The organism is Glutamicibacter sp. FR1, from assembly GCF_047300825.1.
GTDB classification, from domain to species: Bacteria; Actinomycetota; Actinomycetes; order Actinomycetales; family Micrococcaceae; genus Glutamicibacter; species Glutamicibacter nicotianae.
Genome location: NZ_CP178602.1, coordinates 338,690 through 360,182 on the forward strand (window position 1 = coordinate 338,690; position 21,493 = coordinate 360,182).

The following is a 21,493-nucleotide window of genomic DNA, read 5'->3' on the forward strand; positions in this document are numbered from 1 at the left end:
GATCGATGGCGAAGTCCCTGCAACGTCCTGCTCACCTGAAAGTATATAAGCAGACGTGATGGGAGTTTGTTATGAAAGGTCTTAAAATGCTGGCAATCGCCGCATTGGCACTGTCGCCTGTAGCAGTGGTTGCTGCTCCGGCCTCCGCTGCTCCGGCATCGGCCATTAACGGCGGTTCGGTTGCCACGCCTGCTGGTTGGGGCACGGATTTTGCTGATTGGTTCTGCCGGAACTATGGAGTGGCCTGCCCCTAAGGCATCGCCATTTGACTTGACTGACATCGCCGTGAATCATTCGGCATATGAATGAACGACTCAAAGGCACCCTGGCCAGGCTTTTCGCTGGCCGGGGTGTCATTGTCTGGGTAGGGATCGTAGTGCTGCTGGCCGTGTCCAGCAGCGAGGTCATCACCCTACTGCAAGATGGCCTGGCAGATTCGACGGACCGTTCCGTTCGAGGCACCCTGGTGGGCCTTGGGCTCTGCGTCATCCTCTTCCTAGGACTGCGCTGGACCGCTGCCTCTCTGGGCCTGTTCGTTGCCGTGGCATTCTTCTTCCTGGCTGATGGCGTGATGTTCTTCTGGGCCATCGTGTCCTTCATGGCGTTTTCAGCATTGGCGGCCACTGCTTCGGCGCGCAGCATCCGCGCCGCCTACTTGACCCTCTGCCTGGCGTGGGCCGTGCAATTCGCCTTCCAAGCGCATAACGACGCTGTGCTTCTGATCGCGATTGTGCCCTTGGCAGCCATGGCCTATGTCGTGACGCGAAGCATCTACTTGCTGCGAGAGAAGAATGCCGTTGCGCAACAGCAAATGCAAACCGTCGAAGAGCAGACTCGTCTTGCTGTCGACCGGGAGCGAAAGAATATCGCACGCGACCTGCACGACATTGTCGCGCATGACATTACGGTAGTGGCCATGCAGTCGAAAGCTGCGAAATTCGCCAACGATGGGCAGAAGGCTCTCGAAGCGCTCGATATCATCGCCAAGCTGAGTACTGAAACCTTGCATGACCTGCGCCTAATGCTCAATGTCCTGAGGGCTGACGGAACCATGGCTGATCCATTGTCACGCAGCAATGACAAGCCGGCTGCTACAACTGTTTATGCGCTTCAGGGTGTAGAACTTTTTGTCCAAAGGCTAAAGGATGCAAAATTCAAGGTGAGCTCCACCACGGATGAGAAAATTTCCGAATTGCCTCGTTCTGCCCAGGCTGCGATTTATCGGGTCATGCAAGAAGGTACAACGAATGTGATAAAGCACGGGGCTTTAGGCGCGAAGTGCACTTTCAACCTCACGGTCGTCGGAGCTGAAGCTGTTCTGGAAATTACTAATCAGATGGAGAATTCAGGCAAAAAGTCGACTGGGCTGCCGGAGGGCGGGACAGGGCTGATTGGCATGGGTGACAGGATGCGGGCATTCGGTGGAAAGTTTGCAACCAGTTCCGACAATGGCGTTTGGGCGCTGCGCGCAAGTATCCCATTCTGACTCCTGCCCTCCTACTAAAGTATGATTTCGGAATTTTGCAGGACGCGATAAGTTAGACATGTATCGGTGAAGACCGATCACCGAGAAGGTACTCGGTGGTGTTTTGCGAGTGGCATCACTGAGGATCCAAGGGTGATTAAAAGGTACGTTGCATTGCGTAAACGGACTGATCTTTCATCGGCGCTGTGCCCCCATCGCACGCCGCTGTCTGTCAGTAATGCAACGTACCTTTTATAACTTAACTCCAGCCCACAGTTCTGTGCGCTGACTCACATCTTGGCTTGGAATTGGCTTGAATGACGAGGCGTTGTGCCTAGGGAGAGAACTTCCCGTCTTGAAAGCGAGTGCGCATGAGCGTCCAGGCAGAAACCAACCTTTATGAATCGATGGCTATCGGCCAGGCAGCCGCAGATCAGCTTTTCTTCGAAGCCCGCAGTGCCAATTCGTTCAGTGATGAACCGGTGACCGACGACGTGCTGGACGCAATCTATGAGGCTATGAAAATGGGCCCGACCATGATGAACAATCAGCCGTTGCGCATCACCTGGATCAAGAGTCCTGAAGCGCGTCAGGCAGTAGCGAGCACCATGCCCGGAAGCAATGCCGCGAAGGCGCTTTCGGCACCTGCCTTGGCTGTCCTATCTTTCGATACCGAGTGGCACGAGGAATTCGCGAATTTCTTCCCCCATGCTCCGGAACGCAAGGAGATGTTCCAGGACGCTGGAGTCCGCACCGCAGTGGGTAGCAATAATGCGTGGCTGCAGGCTGGCTACTTCATCATGGCCGTCCGCGCAGTTGGTCTGGCAGCTGGCCCGATGGGAGGCTTTGACAGCAACGCGGTAGATGCCGCGATTAACGCAGACAACAACCACAAGTCCTTCCTGATCGTCAATGTTGGCAAGCCGGGCGAGAACCCATGGTTTGATCGCCTGCCACGGCACGATGCCGAGTTGGCGACGCGCAGCATCTGATCGATGCTTCAACGATGAAGGTGCGGGAACGTGATCGTTCCCGCACCTTCATCGTTTTTTGGAGCCCTAAGCCTGAGGGTCCGGTGCTTCTTCAGTGCCCTTCAATACGTGATCCGAAACCTTGGCCAGCGCGCGTTCCAGCGAAGAACGCAAGACAACGGGAACCGTGATCTCGTCGTTGATCTCGACAAGGCCTTCGCGTTCGAAAACCCGCAGCAGCGACTCGACCTGAGGGACCACCTCTTCGAGGCTGGCAATCAGGTGATGCTGCTCGGCGGGCAGGTCTTCTTCGGTTGGAACTTGCAACGCAAACTCGGCACGCGGCGGGGTTGATGATGCGGCATTGCTCAATACGCCGGCTACCATCTCGGCGATCTGCGCCTTGCCCGGCTCCTCCAAGGTGTTGATCAGGATATGCGAATAGAGAACCTCGGCAATCAGCTCCTTGACCAGGCGTGCGCCTTGCCCGCTGGATGCCAGCAGTGCATCGCTGAGCGACTCCGTGGGGGTCGCGTTCGGTGCCTCGTAGCGCAGCATGGCCGTGCCGATCAAGGCATCCCAATATGCCGACAGGCGTGGAACGTCGGCCAGCGATGAAACAATCGTGCCGTCTTCCGGCTCCCACTGGGAATCCTCTGGAATGCCGGCTGACTCATCTACCTTGACGAATAAGCCAAGTGCGCCGGCTGCATCCTGCAGCGTCTCGCCGGTGAGCACTCCAGCAGGGGTCGTTGGCTTGCCTTCGCCAACCCAGTCGATCAATTCGCGAGCCGCAAAAACAAAAGGCATCGCTTCGAGGCTGCCGTTGGCCTCATCATCTTCGAGGTAAGGGGCCACAACTGGCGAATCCCCGGCCATGCGGGAGAGGAATTCGAAGGTCTGCTTGAACTCATCCACGCTTCCGCCGAAATTAGCGGTCGTGCCCAGGAAGGTCAGGTAATGCTTGAGGATCGCAGCGCTGGCTTCCGAAACTTCCTTGCCCAGCGAGGTCAGGTGGCCGAGCTGCTCGCCCAGAATCGTCGGATCCAGGGTTTTGACGTCAACGCTTTTGCGCAGCTGGGCATGAACGGTCAGCAGGGTGGTCAGGCCTTCCAATGCTGCACGGGTCTCGCTGGCTGATTGGCCCTCTTCATGGAAGTGGCGGAAGAGCGAGGACTTGAATGGCTGAAGGGCTTGGCGCACTTCCGACTCGAAAGGCACGTTGCTGGCGCCGGTACGGCGGGCTGGGTGGCCCTGGGCAGGCTTCTTCTTTGCTGGTTTACGTGAGGCCATAAGTGTGGTGCGGTTCCTTAGAAATGGCTGATCGTCAGGGTTGGTCATTCGCTTGCCTCCAGTCTACGCAGGACGTGATTCGACAGAAGTTCCAGATGGGCATTGGTGACGCGGTCAATGGGGAAAGTTGTCATTCGCGGCCAAGACTTTGTTGGAAGTTCGGTATAAGCCGGAATTTTCCGCAAAAAGAGCGAACCTGGCGCCACTGTGGTGGCGCTCACCGTGGAATCGTCAGCACGCGTTGATTTTCCCTGGGGATCGCGCGACAGTGAACAAATGCGGGCTCGTGTGGAGAGCCCGTCGAAATGCTAGGAGAGTGGATCATGGCTGGAGGAAACGTGCCAGATCATGTCGTTGTTGTAGGCGCCGGCTTTGTTGGACTGTCGACCGCATGGTATCTGCAGGAAGCGGGCATTAAAGTCACCGTTGTGGACCGTGGCGGAGTCGCATCCGGATCCTCTTGGGGCAATGCCGGCTGGTTGACCCCGGCCCTGACCCTGCCTATTGCCGAGCCGTCGATTTTCAAGAACGGCCTGAAGATGATGCTTGATCCTGCATCGCCGCTCTACATCCCGCTGAAAGCCGATGCCAAACTGCTGCGCTTCCTCATCGGCTTCGCATGGCACTCGACCCCGAAGAAGTGGGAAGAAGCCATGCGGGTCTTCTCGGAAATCGGTGCAACCGGTCTGGATGCCTTTGACGAAATCGCGCAGTCGACCACAGCAGGACCTGGCGTGCAGGAGCTGACTAAGCCCGCTGATCCATTCTTGACCGGTTTCACCTCGCTCAGCGACCGTGATGCGCTGCTCCATGAATTTGAAATGATCGAGAAGGCCGGCGGCAACGTCGACTACGCATTGCTCACCGGCGATGAGCTGCGCGGCATTGAACCGACCTTGTCCAGTAAGGTCGCTGCCGGTGTGGCCATCAAGAACCAGCGCTACATCAACCCGCCGAAGTTCATGGATTCGCTGGCCGAGTCCGTGATTGCCCGCGGAGGCGACATCATTGGCGCGTTCAATGTCACCGACGTGCGCGACAACGGCGGCTCGGTCACCGTCATCGGCTCCGAAGGTCGTGCAATCACTGCCGATCACGTGGTGCTGGCAACCGGCGCGTGGATGACCGACATGGCCAGCAAGTTCGGCGTGAACGTCGTGGTCCAGGCGGGCCGCGGCTACTCGTTCACCGTTGAGCCAGAGGACATGCCAACGCATCCGATCTACTTCCCAACCCAGCGCGTTGCCTGCACCCCGCTGGGCGATCGCTTCCGCATCGCCGGAACCATGGAGTTCCGCGACGCCAACCACAAGCTGGAGCCGAAGCGCATCGAAGCCATCGTTGCCGCCGCGACCCCGGTCTACAAGGGCATCAACTGGGAGAACCGCAAGGAGGAATGGGTGGGTGGACGCCCATGCACCGCCGACGGCCTGCCTTTGATCGGCCAGACCGCATCGTCGCGGGTTTCGGTCGGTGGCGGCCACGGCATGTGGGGCGTTGCCCTTGGTCCGCTGACTGGCAAGATCCTGGCCGCCCAGATTGCCGGCCAGCAGGTTCCTGGCATTGCCCGGCACTTCAACCCGTTGCGCAAGGGTTTCTAGGCGTTTCTGTCCACACCCGGAATGAAATGAAGAGAACCGGCTTGCGGCCCATCGTTCGGATGCGCCGCAAGCCGGTTTACATTTATTGCTGTCCTTTTCGCGCTCTAGGGGTGCCGGGTGGATGCCCCGGCAAGGATCGCGCGGTAGCCCTCGGCATATCCCGGATACTGCAGTTCAAGCCCGCTGGCGAGCAACCTGGCATTATCGAGCCTGCGGTCGGCGGCCCTTCGAGCTGGGGCCTGCCCCGCCATGTCCGGCTCCGGAAGATCAAGTTCCTTGGCCAGGAACTGGTAGATCTCGCCCAACTGGGTGGGGGTGCTGTCGCTGGCAAGGTAGAGGCCGGCAGCATGCTCGGCCAGCCCGGCGACGTGGACAATCGCCGCTGCCAGATCATCGCGGTGGATGCGGTTGGTCCAGTGGGACTGCGTTGGCAGTTGAGCGGTGCCCGCGCGGACTTGGTCAATCAAGCGCGTGCGGCCCGGACCGTAGATCCCGGAGGCCCGCAGGATGGTGACCGGCAGGCCGCTTCCGGCGAGCGCCTCCTCGGTTTGCGCAAGAACCTTCGCGGTGGGGGTGGATGGTGCCAGTGGTGCTGATTCGTCGACGAGTTCTCCGTTGACGCCGCCCATGACCGCGGTGGAGGAGATATAGATCAGCCGGCGAAGAGCGGGGCATTGGGTTTCCAGCCGGGAAACCAGTTCCTGGGCGACCTGCAGATAGCTGCGCGTGTAGCCCTCGGCATCGCGGGTTGCTGGTACAGGGGTGAGCACGGCGATCTCGGTGCCGGGATCAATGCTTGGCCACTGGGACGCATCGAGCAGATCCACGCTGTGCCCGTCGAATCCGGCGGGCAGCTTGCTGCTGTTGCGCCGCCAAGCGGTGACGCGATGGCCCTGCTGCTGGAAGCGCAGGCCTGCCTCGGTGGCGACATCTCCGCAACTGACCAGTAAAATTTTCACGAGACTCCTTGGATGTGCGATGTCCTTGGAGGTGGTTCCTCCTACCTAAAGGATAGAACCTTCAGGTCCATGCGGCATGTGCGAGGGGGGGTGCAGGTGCGGTCGTCGGTGCGTTGCGTCCTGTTCTGCGTGATTACGCTGCTGTCCATGCTCGGTGAGGGGATGGCGCTCTTTGCCTTGACCCTTGAATCCGCGGACCAGCTGGGGTCCTGGGGCGTAACAGCATTATTCCTGATTGGCCTGGTTCCGCCGATCCTTGCCGCTCCGGCCATCGGGCGGTGGGTTGACGGCGCTGCCCTGTTCCGGGTGTGGATCCTGAACCTCTGCGTGCATATCGGGATTTTTGCGGTGATGGCTATTTTCGCCAATATTCTCCTGAGTCTTGCCCTGATGTCCGTGGCCAGCGTTTGCGCGGTGATTAACGGTGCGGTGGTCTTCAAGATCATTCCGCGCATCCGCGGAGGCTTCACCCTTGCCCGTGCCAGCAGTTTCCTTGTCGTGGCTACCTCCCTGGCCGGGATTATTGCGCCGGCGCTCGCGTCGATCGCACACGCGAAGGCGGGGGTCGGTGCGGTGCTGTGGTGCGCGGCTGCAGGATTTTTGGGATTGGCCATGGCAGCCGTTGTCCTGTCGCGCTCGCTGGCAGCTGACGGGCAGGACGAACGGCCAAGACCTGACCATGTTCCCGAAGGCGCGATAGCGGATCGCGGAGTCGTACTGACGGGCAATCCGCGACTGCGGATCCTGCTGCTGCCAGTGGCGGCGATCGTCCTGTTTACGGCAGCGGAAGGGGTTGCGGGGGTGTTCTACCTGCGCGAGATCACCGATAGCGACACGGGATATGCGGTGTTGCTCGGTGCATGGTCCGTCGGCGCGGTGCTCGGTTCCCTGTTGGGAGGCAATCGGCGCTTCGGTGCCAGAAGTTCCCTGCCGATTTTGCTCGGTGGCGGGCTAGTGGGTGCAGCGATCCTCATCGAAGGGCTCTGGGCCAACGCGGTCGGCTTGGCGATGGTGTTCCTGGCCGGCGGTCTGGGCAACGGGCTGCACAACACCGGTGTGCGCACTGCCATCTACGAGCATGTGCCGGAAAGCCGCCATGGCGCTGCCTGGGCCCAGCTGCGGATGCTCATCAACATCATGGTTGCCCTGGGCTACCTGACCGGCACCCCGGGACTGCTCGTGGGCCCCGCCCGCACGATCATCGTGATCTCTGGTGCCGCGACGTTGCTGGTGATCGTCCTGTCCGCGGTGCTCCTGGGTGGCTCGGCGCAGGCCGGCGTTCATGGGCAGCGCGCGGTGGCCGAGTCCGAGGGGTAAGCGCTCGCCGGAAGCGTGAAGCTGATTAACGCGCTACAATTCTAGTATTCGAATATTTGTACTAGAAAGTGGTGGGGTGTGGCTGAAGAGCATGAGCTGATGCCTCCGGGAGCATCCCAAGGGCCGGTGCAAGCGGTTTCGGCGATGGGGTTCCCTTCGCCAGCGCGCGATTACTTCGACGGCGGACTGGACCTGAACCGGTTGCTGGTCCGCGACCGGGTCTCCACCTTCATCATGCGCGTTTCGGGCCACGCGATGCAGTCAGCCGGGATCTTCGACGGCGATGAGGTGATTGTGGACCGTTCGCTTGCTGTGCGCCACGGTTCGGTAGTCATCGTCAACCTGAACGGGCAGATGCTGGTGCGCCGTTGGCAGATCGACGGCCAGCAGGTCGGTTTGCTCAGCGATGAATCGCCCTTGCCGGTCATCTTGGCCGAAGGCGATGAAGTCAGCGTCTTCGGCGTCATCACCAGGTGCTTGCATCATGTCCGCTGATCACGTCTCCCTGGTGGACGTCAATAATTTCTACGTCTCTTGCGAGCGGGCCTTCGACTACTCGCTGCGCAATCGCCCGGTGGTGGTGCTGTCGAACAATGACGGCTGCGTGGTGGCGCGTTCTCAGGAAGCCAAAGACCTGGGCATTCCGACCGGAGAGCCGTTCTTCAAGGTCCAGCGCTACATGGACTCGCACAACCTTGCGGTGCGGTCGAGCAACTATGAGCTGTACGGGGACATGTCTGCCCGGGTCATGAACCATCGACTGTTGCGCGAAATGCAACTCGCAATCATTCTATGACCCCAGAATAAGCGATCATTCTCATCTAGTGCTGTCGCTTTACCTAGTATATCTCGGGTTTGCTCGGTCGGCTATTGACCGATGATGCATTCACCCTTACATTGTTGTATGTGGTGCAATATTCAGATGATGTAATGCGGACTCTTCGCGCCGTGTCGGACTCGTCCAATGTGGCGTTTGCGACGCCGGAAGCGACGGTGTTTGAGGCCATGCTTGGTGGTTGGGACAGCCAACAGCGCAGTCGGGGGCTGCGTTCGACGACCATTGCGACTCGGCGGCGTCTGATCCTGCGGTTGCAGGAGTTTTCTGGAAGGATGCCGTGGGAGTGGAATGCTCAAGACGTCGAAGAGTTTATCTCGGGACCAGATCAACGGCTCAAGTCGCTTTCAACTATGCGGCACAATCACAATGCGATTAAGACGTTCTGTGCGTATTTGATTGATCCGAATTATGACTGGGTGGCGATTTGTGAAAATCAGTTCGGTAGCCACCCGGTGCAGGTGTGTCTGCCCTGGAATACGGTGGCACATAAGGCTCAATACGAGGGGTCTGGAAAACGTCGTCCCCTGACCTTTGACGAGGTGGAAACCTTATTTGATACGGCTGATGCCAAAGTCGAAGAACTCGCTGCGTCAGGGAAGAAGGGCGCGCTGGCCGCGCTGCGAGACTCTCAGATATTCAAGACGGCTTATGCTTTTGGGCTGCGACGAAATGAGCTGGCGCAGTTGGATCTTGCGGATCTGCACTACAATCCCGAAACTAAACAGTGGGGACGTTATGCGGCTTTGCATGTGCGATGGGGCAAGGCCGCCGGCGGCGGTGCACCTCGACGTCGTACTGTTTTGCTCGTGCCAGAATTCGAGTGGTGGGTACCGGGTATGCGGCAGTGGGTTGAGCAAGCTCGCGATCGGTTTGATCCAGGAGACCTCGATGCTATCTGGGTTACCGAGCGACGGACTCGCATCTCTGGGGGTTATCTTGATCGCCGGTTTGCCGAGCTTCGCGCCGAAGCTGGGTTGCCGGAAGAGCTGACGTTGCACGGTTTGAGGCATTCGTATGTCACGCATTTGATTGAGCATGGGTATGCTGACCGCTTCGTGCAGGAACAAGTGGGCCACCAGCATTCCTCCACCACCTCGATTTATACCTCCGTGAGTGGAGATTTCAAGAACAGAATTTTGGCCCAGGCATTGCGAAAAATTACCGAGGACGAGGGGCAGGAATGATTGAGCTGCATACTACGTGGAACCTTCGAGCCATTATGGCGTCGAAAGGTCTGTTCCACACAACTGACCTTCGCCCCTTATTGGCAGAACGAGGGGTCGAGCTGTCGCGGGAGCAAGTGTATCGGTTGGTCACAACGCCACCTCGCCGCATCAGTCTGGAAGTGTTGTCTGCGCTGTGTGATGCGCTGGAGTGTTCTAAAGATGAGCTGATTGTGACAGAGCGGCGTGAAGTCGAAGCACCGAAGACAGCCGTGGCAGAAGGCAGTAAAGCTCCTATTGGTGATCTGCGCCCGGTGCGGGCCAGGATCAGACGACCCAAGCACTAACGAAAGTTCCTCATGGATACAGTGACACAAGACATTGTCGCAATTCTGGAGTCCTATGCTCCGGAAATTGCGCCGAGTGTTCTGGCCGCCATGATCGATTCTATTGCGCCGGTCTATCGGACGCGTCGGAGGCTGTTCATCGCGATCAGCAAGCGACCCGGGATTCTGACTGGTGACGACGCAAACGTGCCCGTGACGGTTCAAGCCTTGACCGCTGCTCTCAGGGAGGCTGGGGCAGCTGCGATTGTAGTGCCGGGATGTGAGAGTTGTGGCCGAAAGATGCAGTTGCCGCATCGAGCACCCCAAGGAGGTCGCCACTGTTCTCGGTGCGAAAGAAATTATCGAGCGAGACCCTGTGTTGGCTGTGGGCAACGGCGACCCATCCATAAAAACCTCAAAGGAGAATACTTTTGCAGACCGTGTTGGAGGCTCGATCCGCGGTCGTTTGGGGTCTGTCATCGCTGTCAGGAGACGACGTCTGTCAAGAATGCCTTAGACGGGACGTTGGTGTGCAACCGTTGCTACAAACCCCCGAAAGCTCAGTGCTTTGGTTGCCAACGACTCAAACCCATAGCGCTACATCTTCAGGGCAAGACGATCTGCCCCAATTGTTACTACGGGATGCGTTACCCACGCACTTGCCCAGGCTGCGGTGAACAGAAATTCCTGACGCACATTATTGACGAACAGTTGTGCTGCGCTTCGTGCGCAGGTCAACCCGAGGTTTTGGCATGTCCGGGGTGCGGTTCCGTAGAGAACATGCGGAAGTTCCACCTGTGTATCGAATGTCACCGCCCCGAGATTATCCAGAAGATACTGGCAGACGCCGACGGGTCTGTGCGGCCTGAGCTTCGACCGTTAGAAAAGTATTTGCTGGAAGGAACAACACGAGCTGACTCCCTTGTGGGGTGGCAACGTACCAACCGTGTCAGTGCTGCGGTGCTGCGAGAATTAGCCACCGGGCAGTTGCCCCTAGAATTCGAGGCAATCTTTACCCGATGCGGAGGAAAACAAGGCGCAACGTTCTTACTCAGCATGCTCGTGACATCCGGCGTGCTGACAGACATCGATATCAACGAGGAACGATACTACCTCTGGCTGACCTCGTGGCTATCGGAACAGACCAACTCAGCCCATCGATTGCTGCTTCGCCGGTACGCGCAGTGGGGACTGTCGACTAAACCCTGGGCAGGGTACGCGATACGACCTACCGATCCCAATAACCGGTTCCATCGACTCCGATCTCGACTCCAGACCTGTGCTGAGTACCTTCAATTCGTTGAGGACCAGGGATATACGACCCTGACCTTGCCCCAAGGAGTGCTCGACGCCTACGTTGCAGGCTCTGCTAATCGTCATGATCATATAAGTCACTTCACACGATGGCTGAAAGACAACGGACTCGCCACAGCTGTCTCGTCATACCGACAAAGAAATACATTCATAAGCGCTATAGCTCCAGATGAACGATGGCGTCTAGCACGCTGGCTGCTCCGCGACGAAACCATAAAGGCACAAGACCGTGTCGCAGGGCTTTTCGTCTTGCTATATGGACAGCCGGTATCCCGAATCGTCGCCATTCCCCGATCTGCGGTGCGCTACAACAAGAAGGGTGTTTCCATAACCCTCGCCGATGATCCTATTGAGCTGCCTGAACAACTCGGGCATGCTGTCATGTTGTTGCATCGGATCCCATCAAGAACCCACCGGGACGTAAATGACACATGGTTATTCCCTGGTCGATGGCCAGGTAGACACCTCACCGCAGGGGCCTTAGGAAGCCGATTGGGGCGTTTAGGCATTCCTGTAAAACGCTCTCGAACGGCTGCACTCCTGGAACTCGCCGCTGAAATACCCGTGCCGCTCTTATCGGATCTGCTCGGTATCTCCACCGTCTCAGCTGCAGCCTGGGCAACAGCAGCAAACCGCGACTGGTTAACATACCCTGTCTTACGGATGAAGACTTGACCGGCAAGATATCCAAGACGGAGCTGATATAATCCAGGGTATGGCAGGTTCCTCTGCGGCTGCGGCCGCTGTGACGAAGATGCTCCGCTAGCGGCGGAGCACGTAGTCCTTTAATCTTTTGATGCTTCGCCGCTCTACGGCCAGTCCGGAGCGGCGCTTAGTGCTGCCCGGAGTTCTTCTGAACGATGGAGCACGACTTGGTTCCCACTAATCTTTCTTCTCAATTTAAAACCACGGCGGTGCGGGCTTGGGTGACGCTCGCCTGTCTTTCCATGTTGCAATTCTTGATCGCGGTAGATGTGACCGTAGTGAACGTTGCCCTTCCGTCCATCGGTGCCGAGTTTGGTGCCAATGCTAGACAACTGACATGGGTTGTCGTCGGGTACACGATCACCGGTGGCGGTCTATTAATGCTTGGCGGCCGGCTCGGGGACCTACTCGGGCAGCGCCGGTTGTTACTGATCGGTACAACTGTGTTCGGTCTCGCTTCACTGCTGGCCGGGCTTGCCCCGACGTATCCTATTCTTGTAGCCGCGAGGCTGCTTCAAGGGGCAGGCGAAGCGCTGGCTTTGCCAGCCGCAATGGCTGTGATTGTTCTCTTGTTCCCTGAAGGTCGTGGACGATCACGCGCGCTGAGTGTGTGGGCGGCAGTTGCTAGCTGCGGGCTGGTGCTTGGCTTCATTCTCTCCGGAGTCATCACTGAGTTTTTAGGGTGGCGCTGGATTTTCCTTGTATCGGTGCCCTTTATCGTGTTCGTCCTCATCGCTACGTGCATTCTCATCCCGGCAGATCAGCCAAGAAGGCGCATGAAACTCGACCTTCCAGGTTCGATCCTGTTGACAGCTGCGCCACTTCTGTTGGTATTCGGGATCGTCGAAGCAGGAGAGGCTGACGGAATCCCCCGTTGGGCGGCCGTAGTCGTGCTAATCGGAGCTGTGATAGCCGCATATTTGTTTGTTGTTGTTGAACGACGGGCCACGAATCCGCTGATACCCCTGGAGTTCTTCCGAAACCGAACGCGGGTGTGGGCCAATCTTGCGACTGCTCTGCTCAGCGCTGCTTTGTCCACATCGTTCCTGCTGTTCACTTTCTACCTGCAGAACCGGCTAGGACTCAGTCCGTTGACCACAGGACTGACGCTGGTGCCACTAGCGATCTCGCTTGTTGCTGCCGCAACCTTGGTACCTCGATTCCTCGGACGATGGGGTGCCCGATTTTGCGCCGTGACCGGCATCGGGTTTACGGCTCTCGGGATGGTGGCTATCGCCATCGTCACGTACGTGGAGGCTGCAGCTATTGCGATGATTCCAGCTATGGTTCTCATCGCAGTCGGGATGGGTTTTGGGCTAGTCGGGCTTCAATACGCGGCTGTTACTGGAGTGACCGAATCGGATGCCGGTACAGCTTCTGGAGTCCAGCGAGCAGCAGATCAGCTCGGCGGGTCAGCAGGCATCACCCTCTACATCGGCGTCGGTTTTTCTGGAGCTTCCTTCGGAATAGACCCATTTCTGCTCAGTAGTACGTTTGCCGTCATCGGGTTAATCGGGGCAGGACTGATAGCCATGCGTATATCCATGCCGCGTCATGGTGCTGAGGAAGACGCGTAGCAACGAAACCATCCGAGTCAGCTCCCGTGACATATGCTGGGCGCATCGTGACACCGTTTTCTCCGCCTTGGCACAGCGCAGTGACAGGCCCACGACGCGCCCAGCAGGGTATATCCTGCTGTAACGCAATCGACACGATTCAATAGTGAACAAATTGATATTCGCCAGTACCAGTAGAATTGCTCGGGCGCTTCGGGACTTGGCATGAAGTGTATTCCATCGATGAATCGTTCGTCGGGCTGGAAGGCAACCTGGAGCAGGTGCGCAGCACCGCCGCCCAGATCCGTGCCGCCATCGACAAGACGATTGGCGTTCCGGTCTGCGTCGGTGTTTCATCCACCAAAACCCTGGCGAAGCTGGCCAACCACATCGCCAAGCACAATCCGGGGCTCGGAGGCGTCTGCGTCCAGCAGCTCATGGATCCCGAGGTCCTGGGCAGCATCATGAACCGGGTCCCGGTGACCGATGTCTGGGGTGTAGGGCGCAAAACCGGTGCCAAGCTTGCGGCCATGGGCATTGAAACCATCGCTGACCTCCAAGCGGCCGACCCATTGGCGATCCGCAAGAAATTTTCAGTCGTCCTGCAGCGCACGGTATTCGAGCTCAATGGGCAACGCTGCATCGGTCCGGTGGAAGAACGCGCGGACCGCGGCCAAGTGATGTTCACACGCTCCTTCTCCACGCCGGTGCGCACCTATGAGGCGATGGAGGAAGTCATGTCCATCTATGCGCAGAAGGCCGCTAGCCGATTGGCAAGCGAAGGCCGCTACGCTTCACTGCTCACGGTCACCGCAGGCACCAGCCGCTTCGCGCGCGGAGAGGCGTCATTCCCCAGCGCCCAGGTGCGCCTGCCGCGGCCGACCCGGGATCCGATCCTGCTCAGCAAGCTGGCCATTGCCGCGATGCGGGATCTGATGCAACCGGGGATGGACTACGTTCGCGGGGGAGTGATCCTCTCCGGGCTCAGCGATACCCCGGGCGAGCAGCAGCTGGATCTCTTTGGCCAGAACGTTGACCCAGCTGCGCAGGAACAGGAAAATGTCTCCTCGGTTGTCCAGGACATTTCGCTTCGATTCGGCGCCAAGTCCATCGGCCTGGGGCATGCCGGATTGGCCAGGAGCCCCGAATGGTCGATGAAACGTGAGCATATCTCGCAGCGCTACACCACCGACTGGGACGAGCTGCTGGTGGTGCGCGCCTGAGGCCGGCCAACGGCAAAAATCGCGGCTCTACGGGAACTTCGCAGTTTCCGGTGGGAAGATGAATTCATGATAAACCGTGCCATGCAGATCATGTCAGCCGGAATCCTGATGACAGCGATGCTCGCCAGCTGCAGTGCGCCGAATGCCGGAGAACCAGCTCCAAGCACGCCCGCCCCCAGCGCCAGCAGCCCGAGCCGCACGAGTGCGCCCGCGCAGCCGGACTCTTCAAGGCCGTCGAGCACTGCTGGCGTGGAGGAGAGTTCAACCCCTAGCCAGAGCAAGGAACCTTCGCTGCGCCAGCAAGCCGAAGAATTGGTTGACGAGCTGAGCGCCAGCGAGCAGGCAGCGAGCCTGGTGATGGCAGGCGTTGCGGCAACAGGCGCATCCGCTGCGGAAATTTCAGCGATGAAGAAGCAGGGGATTTCAAATGTCTTCCTGCGTGGGCGTTCCCAGCTCACGGTCCAGCAGACTGCTGCTCAGGTCCGAAAAATTACCCAGAGCCTGGAATCCAGCATTCCCGGGCAGCTGCCGGTCTGGGTGGCCACCGATCAGGAGGGAGGCTTTGTCCGGGTGCTCCAGGGAGCAGGCTTTGCCGAACTGCCCACGGCGTTGAAACAGGGCCAGTGGTCCACCTCAAAGCTGGAACGCGAAGTGGGAACCGCCGGAAAGCAGCTGGCTGAAGCCGGTATCAACGTCAATCTGGCTCCGGTGGCTGACGTAGTTCCATCCAGCATCGGCACCAGCAACGCACCCATCGGCTACTTCGGCCGCGAGTACGCCCATGACGCCGCGGGTGTTTCCAAAGCCGTCGCAACGGTCAATGAAGTGCTGCACGCCCAAGGGGTGCAACCGGTGGTCAAGCACTTCCCAGGATTGGGCAGGGTTGCCGAGAATACCGATACCAATACCGGGGTGACAGATACGAAGATCGGTGCGGACTCCAGCGATCTGCAGCCATTCGAGCAGGCTATCGAGCAGGGCAAGTCCTGGGTCATGGTCTCCAATGCCCGCTATGCGCGGCTCGATACGAAGAATGATGCGCCGTTCTCCTCGAAGATCATCACCGGTTTGCTGCGTGGGCAAATGGGCTACGACGGTATCGTGATTTCCGATGATCTCTGCGAAGCCAAGCAGGTCGGCCACGTGCCGGTGGGTGAGCGCGCAGTGAAATTCATTGCCGCTGGCGGAACTGTTCCGTTATGCGTGAATTCGGCTCCGGCCATCACCATGGCCAAAACGCTGGCTGCCGAAGCGAAATCCGACGGCAAATTCGCGGGCAAGCTCAGGGAAGCCGCAGCGCTGATCTTGGAAGAGAAGCTGCGCAGCCAATAGGCCATGGGACGGAATCTTAAAAGTGATAGGCCCGGAGCTCTTCCTTACTCGCTAGGAAGTGCCCCGGGCCTGGTTTTGGGAGACGTAAGGCCTACTTCTTGCCCTTCGTCTTTCCGTCAGTCACGTCCAGAACCTGGGCGCGGTCGCCGCTGCCGTTGTGCAGGTGCAGCAGCAGCGCCTTCGATGCCTTGGAGCTGTCAGCAACAGTTACCGGGATGTTGGTGCCGGATAGATCGGTGAACAGGGTGCCCTCCGCACCGAAATCAACCTGTGGCGTCGCCACGTTGAAATCGATCCAGTCGGTCTGGTCAACCGGGATCATTGCACCGTTCTCATCGGTGTTGTACCAGGAGTAGCCCAGAACACGGTAGGAGATCTCTGCCGAATCCTCATCGAGTCCCAGTGCCGCCAAGGAGATCGGGAAGATCGCCGCGTTGGTGTCGAAGGTGTTGGTATCGACATCGCCCAGCACTCCGTTCACCGGCTGCAGGTCAACCTGCTCGCCGGTGGCGAGATTGAAGGTCGCCGCCAGGTCCAGGTCCACTTCATCAAATGCCGCATTGAAGGTCACGAAGTCGGCTTTGCCGTCGCCATTGGTATCGATCTCGACATCCAGCTCGGTGCCGCCGGCCAGGTGGGCCCAGTTTTCCCAGGTGGAGATGCCGATATTCAACAGTCCGTCAGCGATGCCGGTGCGGCCCGCGGTGCTCGAAGCGCCAACGTGCTGCAGGTCCATCGAGCGGGCAGCTGGGATGCTGTCCAGCGAGTCATCGCCGCGTTCGCTCGAAGCGCCGAGCTCGAAAGCGCCGAGCAGCGAGGTGACCGAGGTAGCGCCCTCGCCTGCGGTGATGTCCTTGCCCTTCAGGCTCAGGCTGGTGGTATCCGCGCCCTTCTTCAGCTTCTTGAGCTTGCCTTCCATGTCAGCAGCCAGCTTTGGTGCTGCCTGGACTGGAATGCGCAGGGTTGGGGCATCGTTGGCAGTCAGCTCGACACGGCCGGTTGCATCGGCGACCCAGGCACGGGCTAATCCGGACTGGCTGGTAGCCATGGTCGGATCGATGGTCTTGGCCCACTGCTTCGGGTCGACCTTCAGGGTGACATTCAGCTTGGCGCTGCCACCGGCCGGCACGGTGACGCTGCTGCGATCCAGGGTGAAGGTTGCACCCGGGATCTCGGTAGCTGCCACGTAGTTGGCATCGTAGGTCTGCGCCTTGCCGCTGGTGTTCTCGATGGTGATTTCCCGCTTCGCGGTGAACGGCTTCTTGCCGTCCAGTTCCATGACGCCGAAGACCACGCTGGTCAGGTCCGCTGCTTCGGAATCGTAGGCGAAGGCAGGAGTCTGCAGTGCCGCATCGGCCATGACGCGACCGGAACCAACACGGTTAGGACCGTAGGCTTCGCCGTCGGCGTCCTTGATGTCGGTGGCCGCGGTGTTCATGATGATGCTCTTGGCTTCGTACGGGGTGTAGTCGGTGCCTTCCAGCACCAGTGCGGCGATGCCAGCGACCAGCGGGGTCGCCATCGAGGTACCGGTCATCACGGCAGTGCCGGTACCGGTGCCGACGCCAACCGAGCCGATCTGGGTGCCTGGGGCAGCCACATCCGGCTTGACCACGCCGTTGGAACCGTGGACGCCACGCGAGGAGGAAGAATTCAACGTGTCGCCAACGCCGGACTCGCTGGAGGAACCGCCAACGAATTCAGGGGACAGGGTCACCTTCAGCGTGCCCGCTTCAGCTGCTGGACGCAGCCGATTCGACTCGTCCAAGGTGAACTGCGCACCCGGGATGGTCGCGTTGCCGGCGATGCCCGCATCGAATAGGTTGCTTTCTGCATCCAAGAGGACGCCGGTGGCACCGGCGGCTTCAGCGTTGTTGAAGCGGACGCCGGAACCGCAAGGGAACTCGCCGCCTTCGCTCCACTGCAGCCAAACCCACTTGCCTTCCAGCGAACCCTCTTCGAACGCCTCGCAACCGAATGCGTTATCGGCCGGAGCCATCACCGCTTCTCCGGACAGGGCAGCCGGATCAGCGTTGGTGTAGTTGAAGTTTGCCGAGTACTGGCCCGAGGCCGAGCCGGCAACATCTTCTGGAGCGTCAATCTGGATCTTGTCCAGGGTGACGTGCGAGCCGACGGAGTTGGCGACGGTCAGCGAGGAACGGGAGTTGCCCGGGGAGCCGCCCACGTCGGTGACATCGCCGGCGTTGCCGGAAGCGACAACCGAGAGGATGCCGGCTGCGCTCAGGGCGTCGACAATGTCGTTTTCAGGGTCATTGGCCGGGGAATGATCCGACCCGAGGGACATGTTGACCACGTCGGCACGGTCGGAGAAGTCGCCGTCGCCATTCGGGTCGAGGACGTAGTCCAGCGCCTGGCCGACGACGGCGGAGGAGCCGCGGCAACCGAAGACGCGGATGCCGATGAGCTGTGCGTCAGGAGCCGAGCCAGGGCCGACCTTCATCTCTGCCAGTGCGTCGGCGTCCAGCGAGGAGTAGTCCCCGGTGAAGGTCGAGCCATCGGCGTTGACGCCGTAGCCTGCGGTGGTGCCGGCAACGTGGGAGCCGTGCCCGGCGGCCTGGCAGTCAAGCGGGTTCGGGTCCGGACGGGGAATTGGCTGGTAGGTGGGGTCGTCGGAGTTGGCGTTGTAGTCATCGCCGACCAGGTCCCAGCCGCCAATGAACTTGTCGGGGTCGATCAGGCCGGAGTCTGCGCTGGGCAGCTCTTCAGAGGCCTGGGCTTCCTTGTAGGCCTCCAGGGTGCCCGGGCCGCCGAAGCTGGCGTGGGTGTAGTCCACGCCGGTGTCCAGCACGGCCACCTTGACGCCTTCGCCGGTCTTGTCCAGGGCCTTCCAGGATTCCAGGGCTCCGGTGTCAACTACCGAGCTGCGGTTTGAAGGCTTCTTGGGAACGATGGAGCTGATCTTGGCAACGTCGCTGCGCTCGGCCAGCTTGCGCAGGTCTGCGGCATCGCCGGTCAGGGCGACACCCTGCAGTGCGTTATGCGTGGTGTAGATGACCTTCGAGTTGGACTCGGCGGCCAGCTTCTTGCCCTTGGCCTTGACCTCCTTGTCCATCTTCTTGACCTTGGCGGCATCCTTCTTCTTGCCGGACTTCTTCACCGTCTCGAAGGCGCCATCGCCTTGGAGCTGAACGTAAACCGACACCTCGCCAGTAGCTTTGGCAAGCGGTCCGGAGACTTTCAAATTGGAGAGCGCTGATGAATTGGTGATTGGCAGGGAAGCGGCGTTTTCGCCGTCGCCTGGTTGGGGGATTCCTGCTGCGCTTGCCGGTCCTGAGAGGGTAACGGCCAATGCAAGTGCAGTGGCTGATCCCAAAATCAGGCGCGGCACTCTCTGCGTGCGGCGAGTGACCATGATTCTCCTAGCTGGGCTGGATAGCGGTACTGCTCCCGTCATGGGCGGGCGACATTAAAGCAGTGTGAGCCTTGATGATCGTCCGGGGTAAACGTCCGCTAGTGCGTATACCCCTAGCTGGAATCTTAGGTGACCCAGCTCATATATCAAGGGGTTATTGAATAGTGACCTTTGGCCGGATATCGGGCTGGCTTGGGAATTTCATAATGAAATCCGCGAACCACTGCGACAAACCCGCCCAGCGAGGCCTGATGAGCGCGCTAATCTTTGAGAAAATTTTAGACGCTTTGTTACTCATCAGTTCACTACTTGCTGGGCGGGATGCGCCGGAATCGGCTTGGCTCCTCCTGCCTTCTAGAGGCGGTTCAGGAAGCTATGCACGCGTTCGTCGAGCAGCTGGATGCGCTCGGCAACGACGACCATCGGATCCGGGTAGATCGGATTCTTCGGAGGCGGAATCCGAACGTTGCGGGAGCACTCGAAATTCAGGCAGATCAAGGTCCCCAAGGTGTTGCCGTCGCGCCCGGCCTGGCCTGCGCGCTTGGTCGTCCACATGCCTACTGCGCAGGGGATATTCACATCGCGGCACATCTCGCACATAGTGGCGTTATTCGGCTTGCGGCCACCGTCGGTGGGGCGCAGCAGGATGCCGCGGGTCCTTCCCGTTCCATCGGTGTGGAGCAGGTAGCCGCGCTGCATCATTTTCGGGTCGCGCCAGCCCAGGTAATCGAGCGAATCCCAATCGAGGGAGTCGAAGTTTTCGGGCAAGGTCAATTTCTTCGCTTCTTGGCGGCTGGCGTTGATGAAGGAAGAGCGGATGGTTTTTTCGGTCAATGGCTGCATGGGAAATCCTCAAATGGTCCGCGGGCACTTTACCGGCGCGCGGAGTCTCTAATCGTCAAAGGTTTTGAGGTCTGCGAGGCATCGAGAAATTGGGGCGCTAGAACAACGCCCAAGGCAGGTGCCCTAAGCGGAAAATGCGTTGACAACCCCGTTCGATGCGCAGACGAACGGGCAGAGCGTCAAAGTGGCTTGCATAGCCGACCGCCCCTTCCTGTGGTTCTCCACGCACTGATTTCGAGCACTTCCGAAATAACGATAGCAAGTGCGGTTGGCCTAGGCCAACGACTGTGATCAAGCTTAAAGCAGTTTGCTGGCCACTGCCGTGAACGGCACTGGCCAGCAAAGAGTCCAGCAGCTGGGGCCTAGCGGCGGCCGCCCTGCCACAGTGCGTCGAACGGGGTCTTGCCGGAAACGCGGTTGCGGATGCCTTCGGTGACAAACGCCTTGGCGGTGCGGGCAGCCTCCAGAGGGGTCGCGCCCTTGGCCAGCTCTGCAGTGACGGCGGCGGCCAGCGAGCAGCCTGCGCCGGAGACCGCGACTTCGCCGATCTTCTTCTCGCGCAGGACCTCAAGGGTGCTGCCGTCGTAGAACACGTCCACGGCGTCTTCGCCGGAGATGCGGACACCGCCCTTGGCCAGGACCGCTGCGCCGGAGACCTCGTGGATCTTCTTGGCGGCTTCGACCAGTTCATCTTCGGTGGTGATCTTGATTCCCGAGAGCTGCTCGGCCTCGAAGTGGTTCGGGGTGACAAACGTAGCCAGCGGCAGCAGGGTGGACTTGAGCGCTTCGTCGGTGTCCAGTGCGTGGCCTGGTTCCTGGCCCTTGCAGATCAGCACCGGATCCAGCAGCACGTTCTCCCAGTCTTGGGACTTCAGCGCGGTGGCGACGGTGTTGATCGTTGCTGGAGAGCCCATCATGCCCAGCTTGACCGTGCCGAGCTTGCCCTCGTAGCAGGTCTGGATGGCTTCGAGCTGATCGGCAATGACCTGCTGGTCAACTGGAACGAAGCGGTGGTTCCAGGAATCCTTCGGGTCGAAGGAGACGATGCAGGTCAAGGCCACGATGCCGTAGGTTCCCAGTTCCTGGAAGGTCTTCAGGTCGGCCTGGGCGCCAGCGCCGCCAGTGGCTTCGGAACCGGCGATGGTCAGGGTCATTGCCGGAGAGGCGGTGTTTGTATTAGTCATAGTCTCAATTGCAGGTAGTGCGGGTAGGGA

At 59.5% G+C, this 21,493-nt stretch carries 15 protein-coding genes and 1 pseudogene; 11 read left to right on the plus strand and 5 right to left on the minus strand.

Annotated features, from left to right (window positions below; genetic code table 11):
* The first annotated feature begins 301 nt into the window (after positions 1–301).
* Positions 302–1,486, plus strand: coding sequence for a sensor histidine kinase (locus tag ACLQ8T_RS01705; protein ID WP_413455495.1), 1,185 nt, complete (start codon positions 302–304; stop codon positions 1,484–1,486).
* 350 nt (positions 1,487–1,836) lie between these two features.
* Entirely contained in the window at positions 1,837–2,457 is a 621-nt protein-coding gene (locus ACLQ8T_RS01710; RefSeq protein ID WP_204720229.1) for a malonic semialdehyde reductase, read from the plus strand.
* Positions 2,458–2,523: 66 nt separating this feature from the next.
* Here ACLQ8T_RS01710 and ACLQ8T_RS01715 read toward each other — a convergent pair whose 3' ends face one another.
* Complete coding sequence (locus tag ACLQ8T_RS01715; protein ID WP_413455496.1) at positions 2,524–3,729, minus strand: hypothetical protein; 1,206 nt, start codon at positions 3,727–3,729, stop codon at positions 2,524–2,526.
* 323 nt (positions 3,730–4,052) lie between these two features.
* On the opposite strand from ACLQ8T_RS01715, the gene ACLQ8T_RS01720 reads away from it, so the two are divergent.
* Positions 4,053–5,330 carry an NAD(P)/FAD-dependent oxidoreductase gene (locus ACLQ8T_RS01720; protein ID WP_413455497.1) on the plus strand — a complete coding sequence of 426 codons (1,278 nt, stop codon included), beginning with the start codon at positions 4,053–4,055 and terminating at the stop codon, positions 5,328–5,330.
* Positions 5,331–5,434: 104 nt separating this feature from the next.
* Here ACLQ8T_RS01720 and ACLQ8T_RS01725 read toward each other — a convergent pair whose 3' ends face one another.
* The gene (locus ACLQ8T_RS01725) at positions 5,435–6,289 is read right to left on the minus strand and encodes an NAD-dependent epimerase/dehydratase family protein (protein WP_413455498.1); all 855 of its coding nucleotides are present in this window, start codon (positions 6,287–6,289) and stop codon (positions 5,435–5,437) included.
* A 90-nt stretch (positions 6,290–6,379) separates the two neighbouring features.
* On the opposite strand from ACLQ8T_RS01725, the gene ACLQ8T_RS01730 reads away from it, so the two are divergent.
* From ACLQ8T_RS01730 to ACLQ8T_RS01765, 8 genes and pseudogenes are all read left to right on the plus strand, one after another.
* Positions 6,380–7,606 (plus strand): MFS transporter, encoded by a 1,227-nt coding sequence (locus ACLQ8T_RS01730; RefSeq protein WP_413455499.1) that lies wholly within the window; start codon positions 6,380–6,382, stop codon positions 7,604–7,606.
* A gap of 78 nt (positions 7,607–7,684) precedes the next feature.
* A complete protein-coding gene (locus ACLQ8T_RS01735) occupies positions 7,685–8,101 on the plus strand; it encodes a translesion error-prone DNA polymerase V autoproteolytic subunit (protein ID WP_204720241.1) in 417 nt (138 codons plus the stop codon).
* A pseudogene (locus ACLQ8T_RS01740) lies at positions 8,091–8,357 on the plus strand (DNA polymerase V subunit UmuC); the annotation flags it as partial. The gene ACLQ8T_RS01735 and the pseudogene ACLQ8T_RS01740, both read left to right, overlap by 11 nt.
* 119 nt (positions 8,358–8,476) lie before the next feature.
* Positions 8,477–9,628, plus strand: coding sequence for a tyrosine-type recombinase/integrase (locus tag ACLQ8T_RS01745; protein WP_413455500.1), 1,152 nt, complete (start codon positions 8,477–8,479; stop codon positions 9,626–9,628).
* Positions 9,625–9,954, plus strand: coding sequence for a helix-turn-helix domain-containing protein (locus ACLQ8T_RS01750; protein WP_413455501.1), 330 nt, complete (start codon positions 9,625–9,627; stop codon positions 9,952–9,954). Before ACLQ8T_RS01745 ends, ACLQ8T_RS01750 begins: the two co-directional genes overlap by 4 nt.
* Before the next feature lie 2,165 nt (positions 9,955–12,119).
* On the plus strand, positions 12,120–13,529 hold the full coding sequence (locus ACLQ8T_RS01755) for an MFS transporter (RefSeq protein WP_413455502.1): 1,410 nt from the start codon (positions 12,120–12,122) through the stop codon (positions 13,527–13,529).
* Between the two features lie 209 nt (positions 13,530–13,738).
* Complete coding sequence (locus ACLQ8T_RS01760) at positions 13,739–14,731, plus strand: DUF4113 domain-containing protein (protein WP_413455503.1); 993 nt, start codon at positions 13,739–13,741, stop codon at positions 14,729–14,731.
* 81 nt (positions 14,732–14,812) lie between these two features.
* Positions 14,813–16,063: a glycoside hydrolase family 3 N-terminal domain-containing protein gene (locus ACLQ8T_RS01765; RefSeq protein WP_413455504.1), complete on the plus strand. Its 1,251-nt coding sequence runs from the start codon at positions 14,813–14,815 to the stop codon at positions 16,061–16,063.
* Between the two features lie 91 nt (positions 16,064–16,154).
* On the opposite strand, the gene ACLQ8T_RS01770 is transcribed toward ACLQ8T_RS01765, so the two are convergent.
* From ACLQ8T_RS01770 to ACLQ8T_RS01780, 3 genes are all read right to left on the minus strand, one after another.
* Complete coding sequence (locus ACLQ8T_RS01770; protein ID WP_413455505.1) at positions 16,155–19,226, minus strand: S8 family serine peptidase; 3,072 nt, start codon at positions 19,224–19,226, stop codon at positions 16,155–16,157.
* 564 nt (positions 19,227–19,790) lie between these two features.
* Positions 19,791–20,279 carry an FBP domain-containing protein gene (locus ACLQ8T_RS01775; RefSeq protein ID WP_038992504.1) on the minus strand — a complete coding sequence of 163 codons (489 nt, stop codon included), beginning with the start codon at positions 20,277–20,279 and terminating at the stop codon, positions 19,791–19,793.
* A gap of 362 nt (positions 20,280–20,641) precedes the next feature.
* Positions 20,642–21,463 (minus strand): hydroxymethylpyrimidine/phosphomethylpyrimidine kinase, encoded by an 822-nt coding sequence (locus tag ACLQ8T_RS01780; RefSeq protein ID WP_413455506.1) that lies wholly within the window; start codon positions 21,461–21,463, stop codon positions 20,642–20,644.
* Positions 21,464–21,493 lie beyond the last annotated feature (30 nt).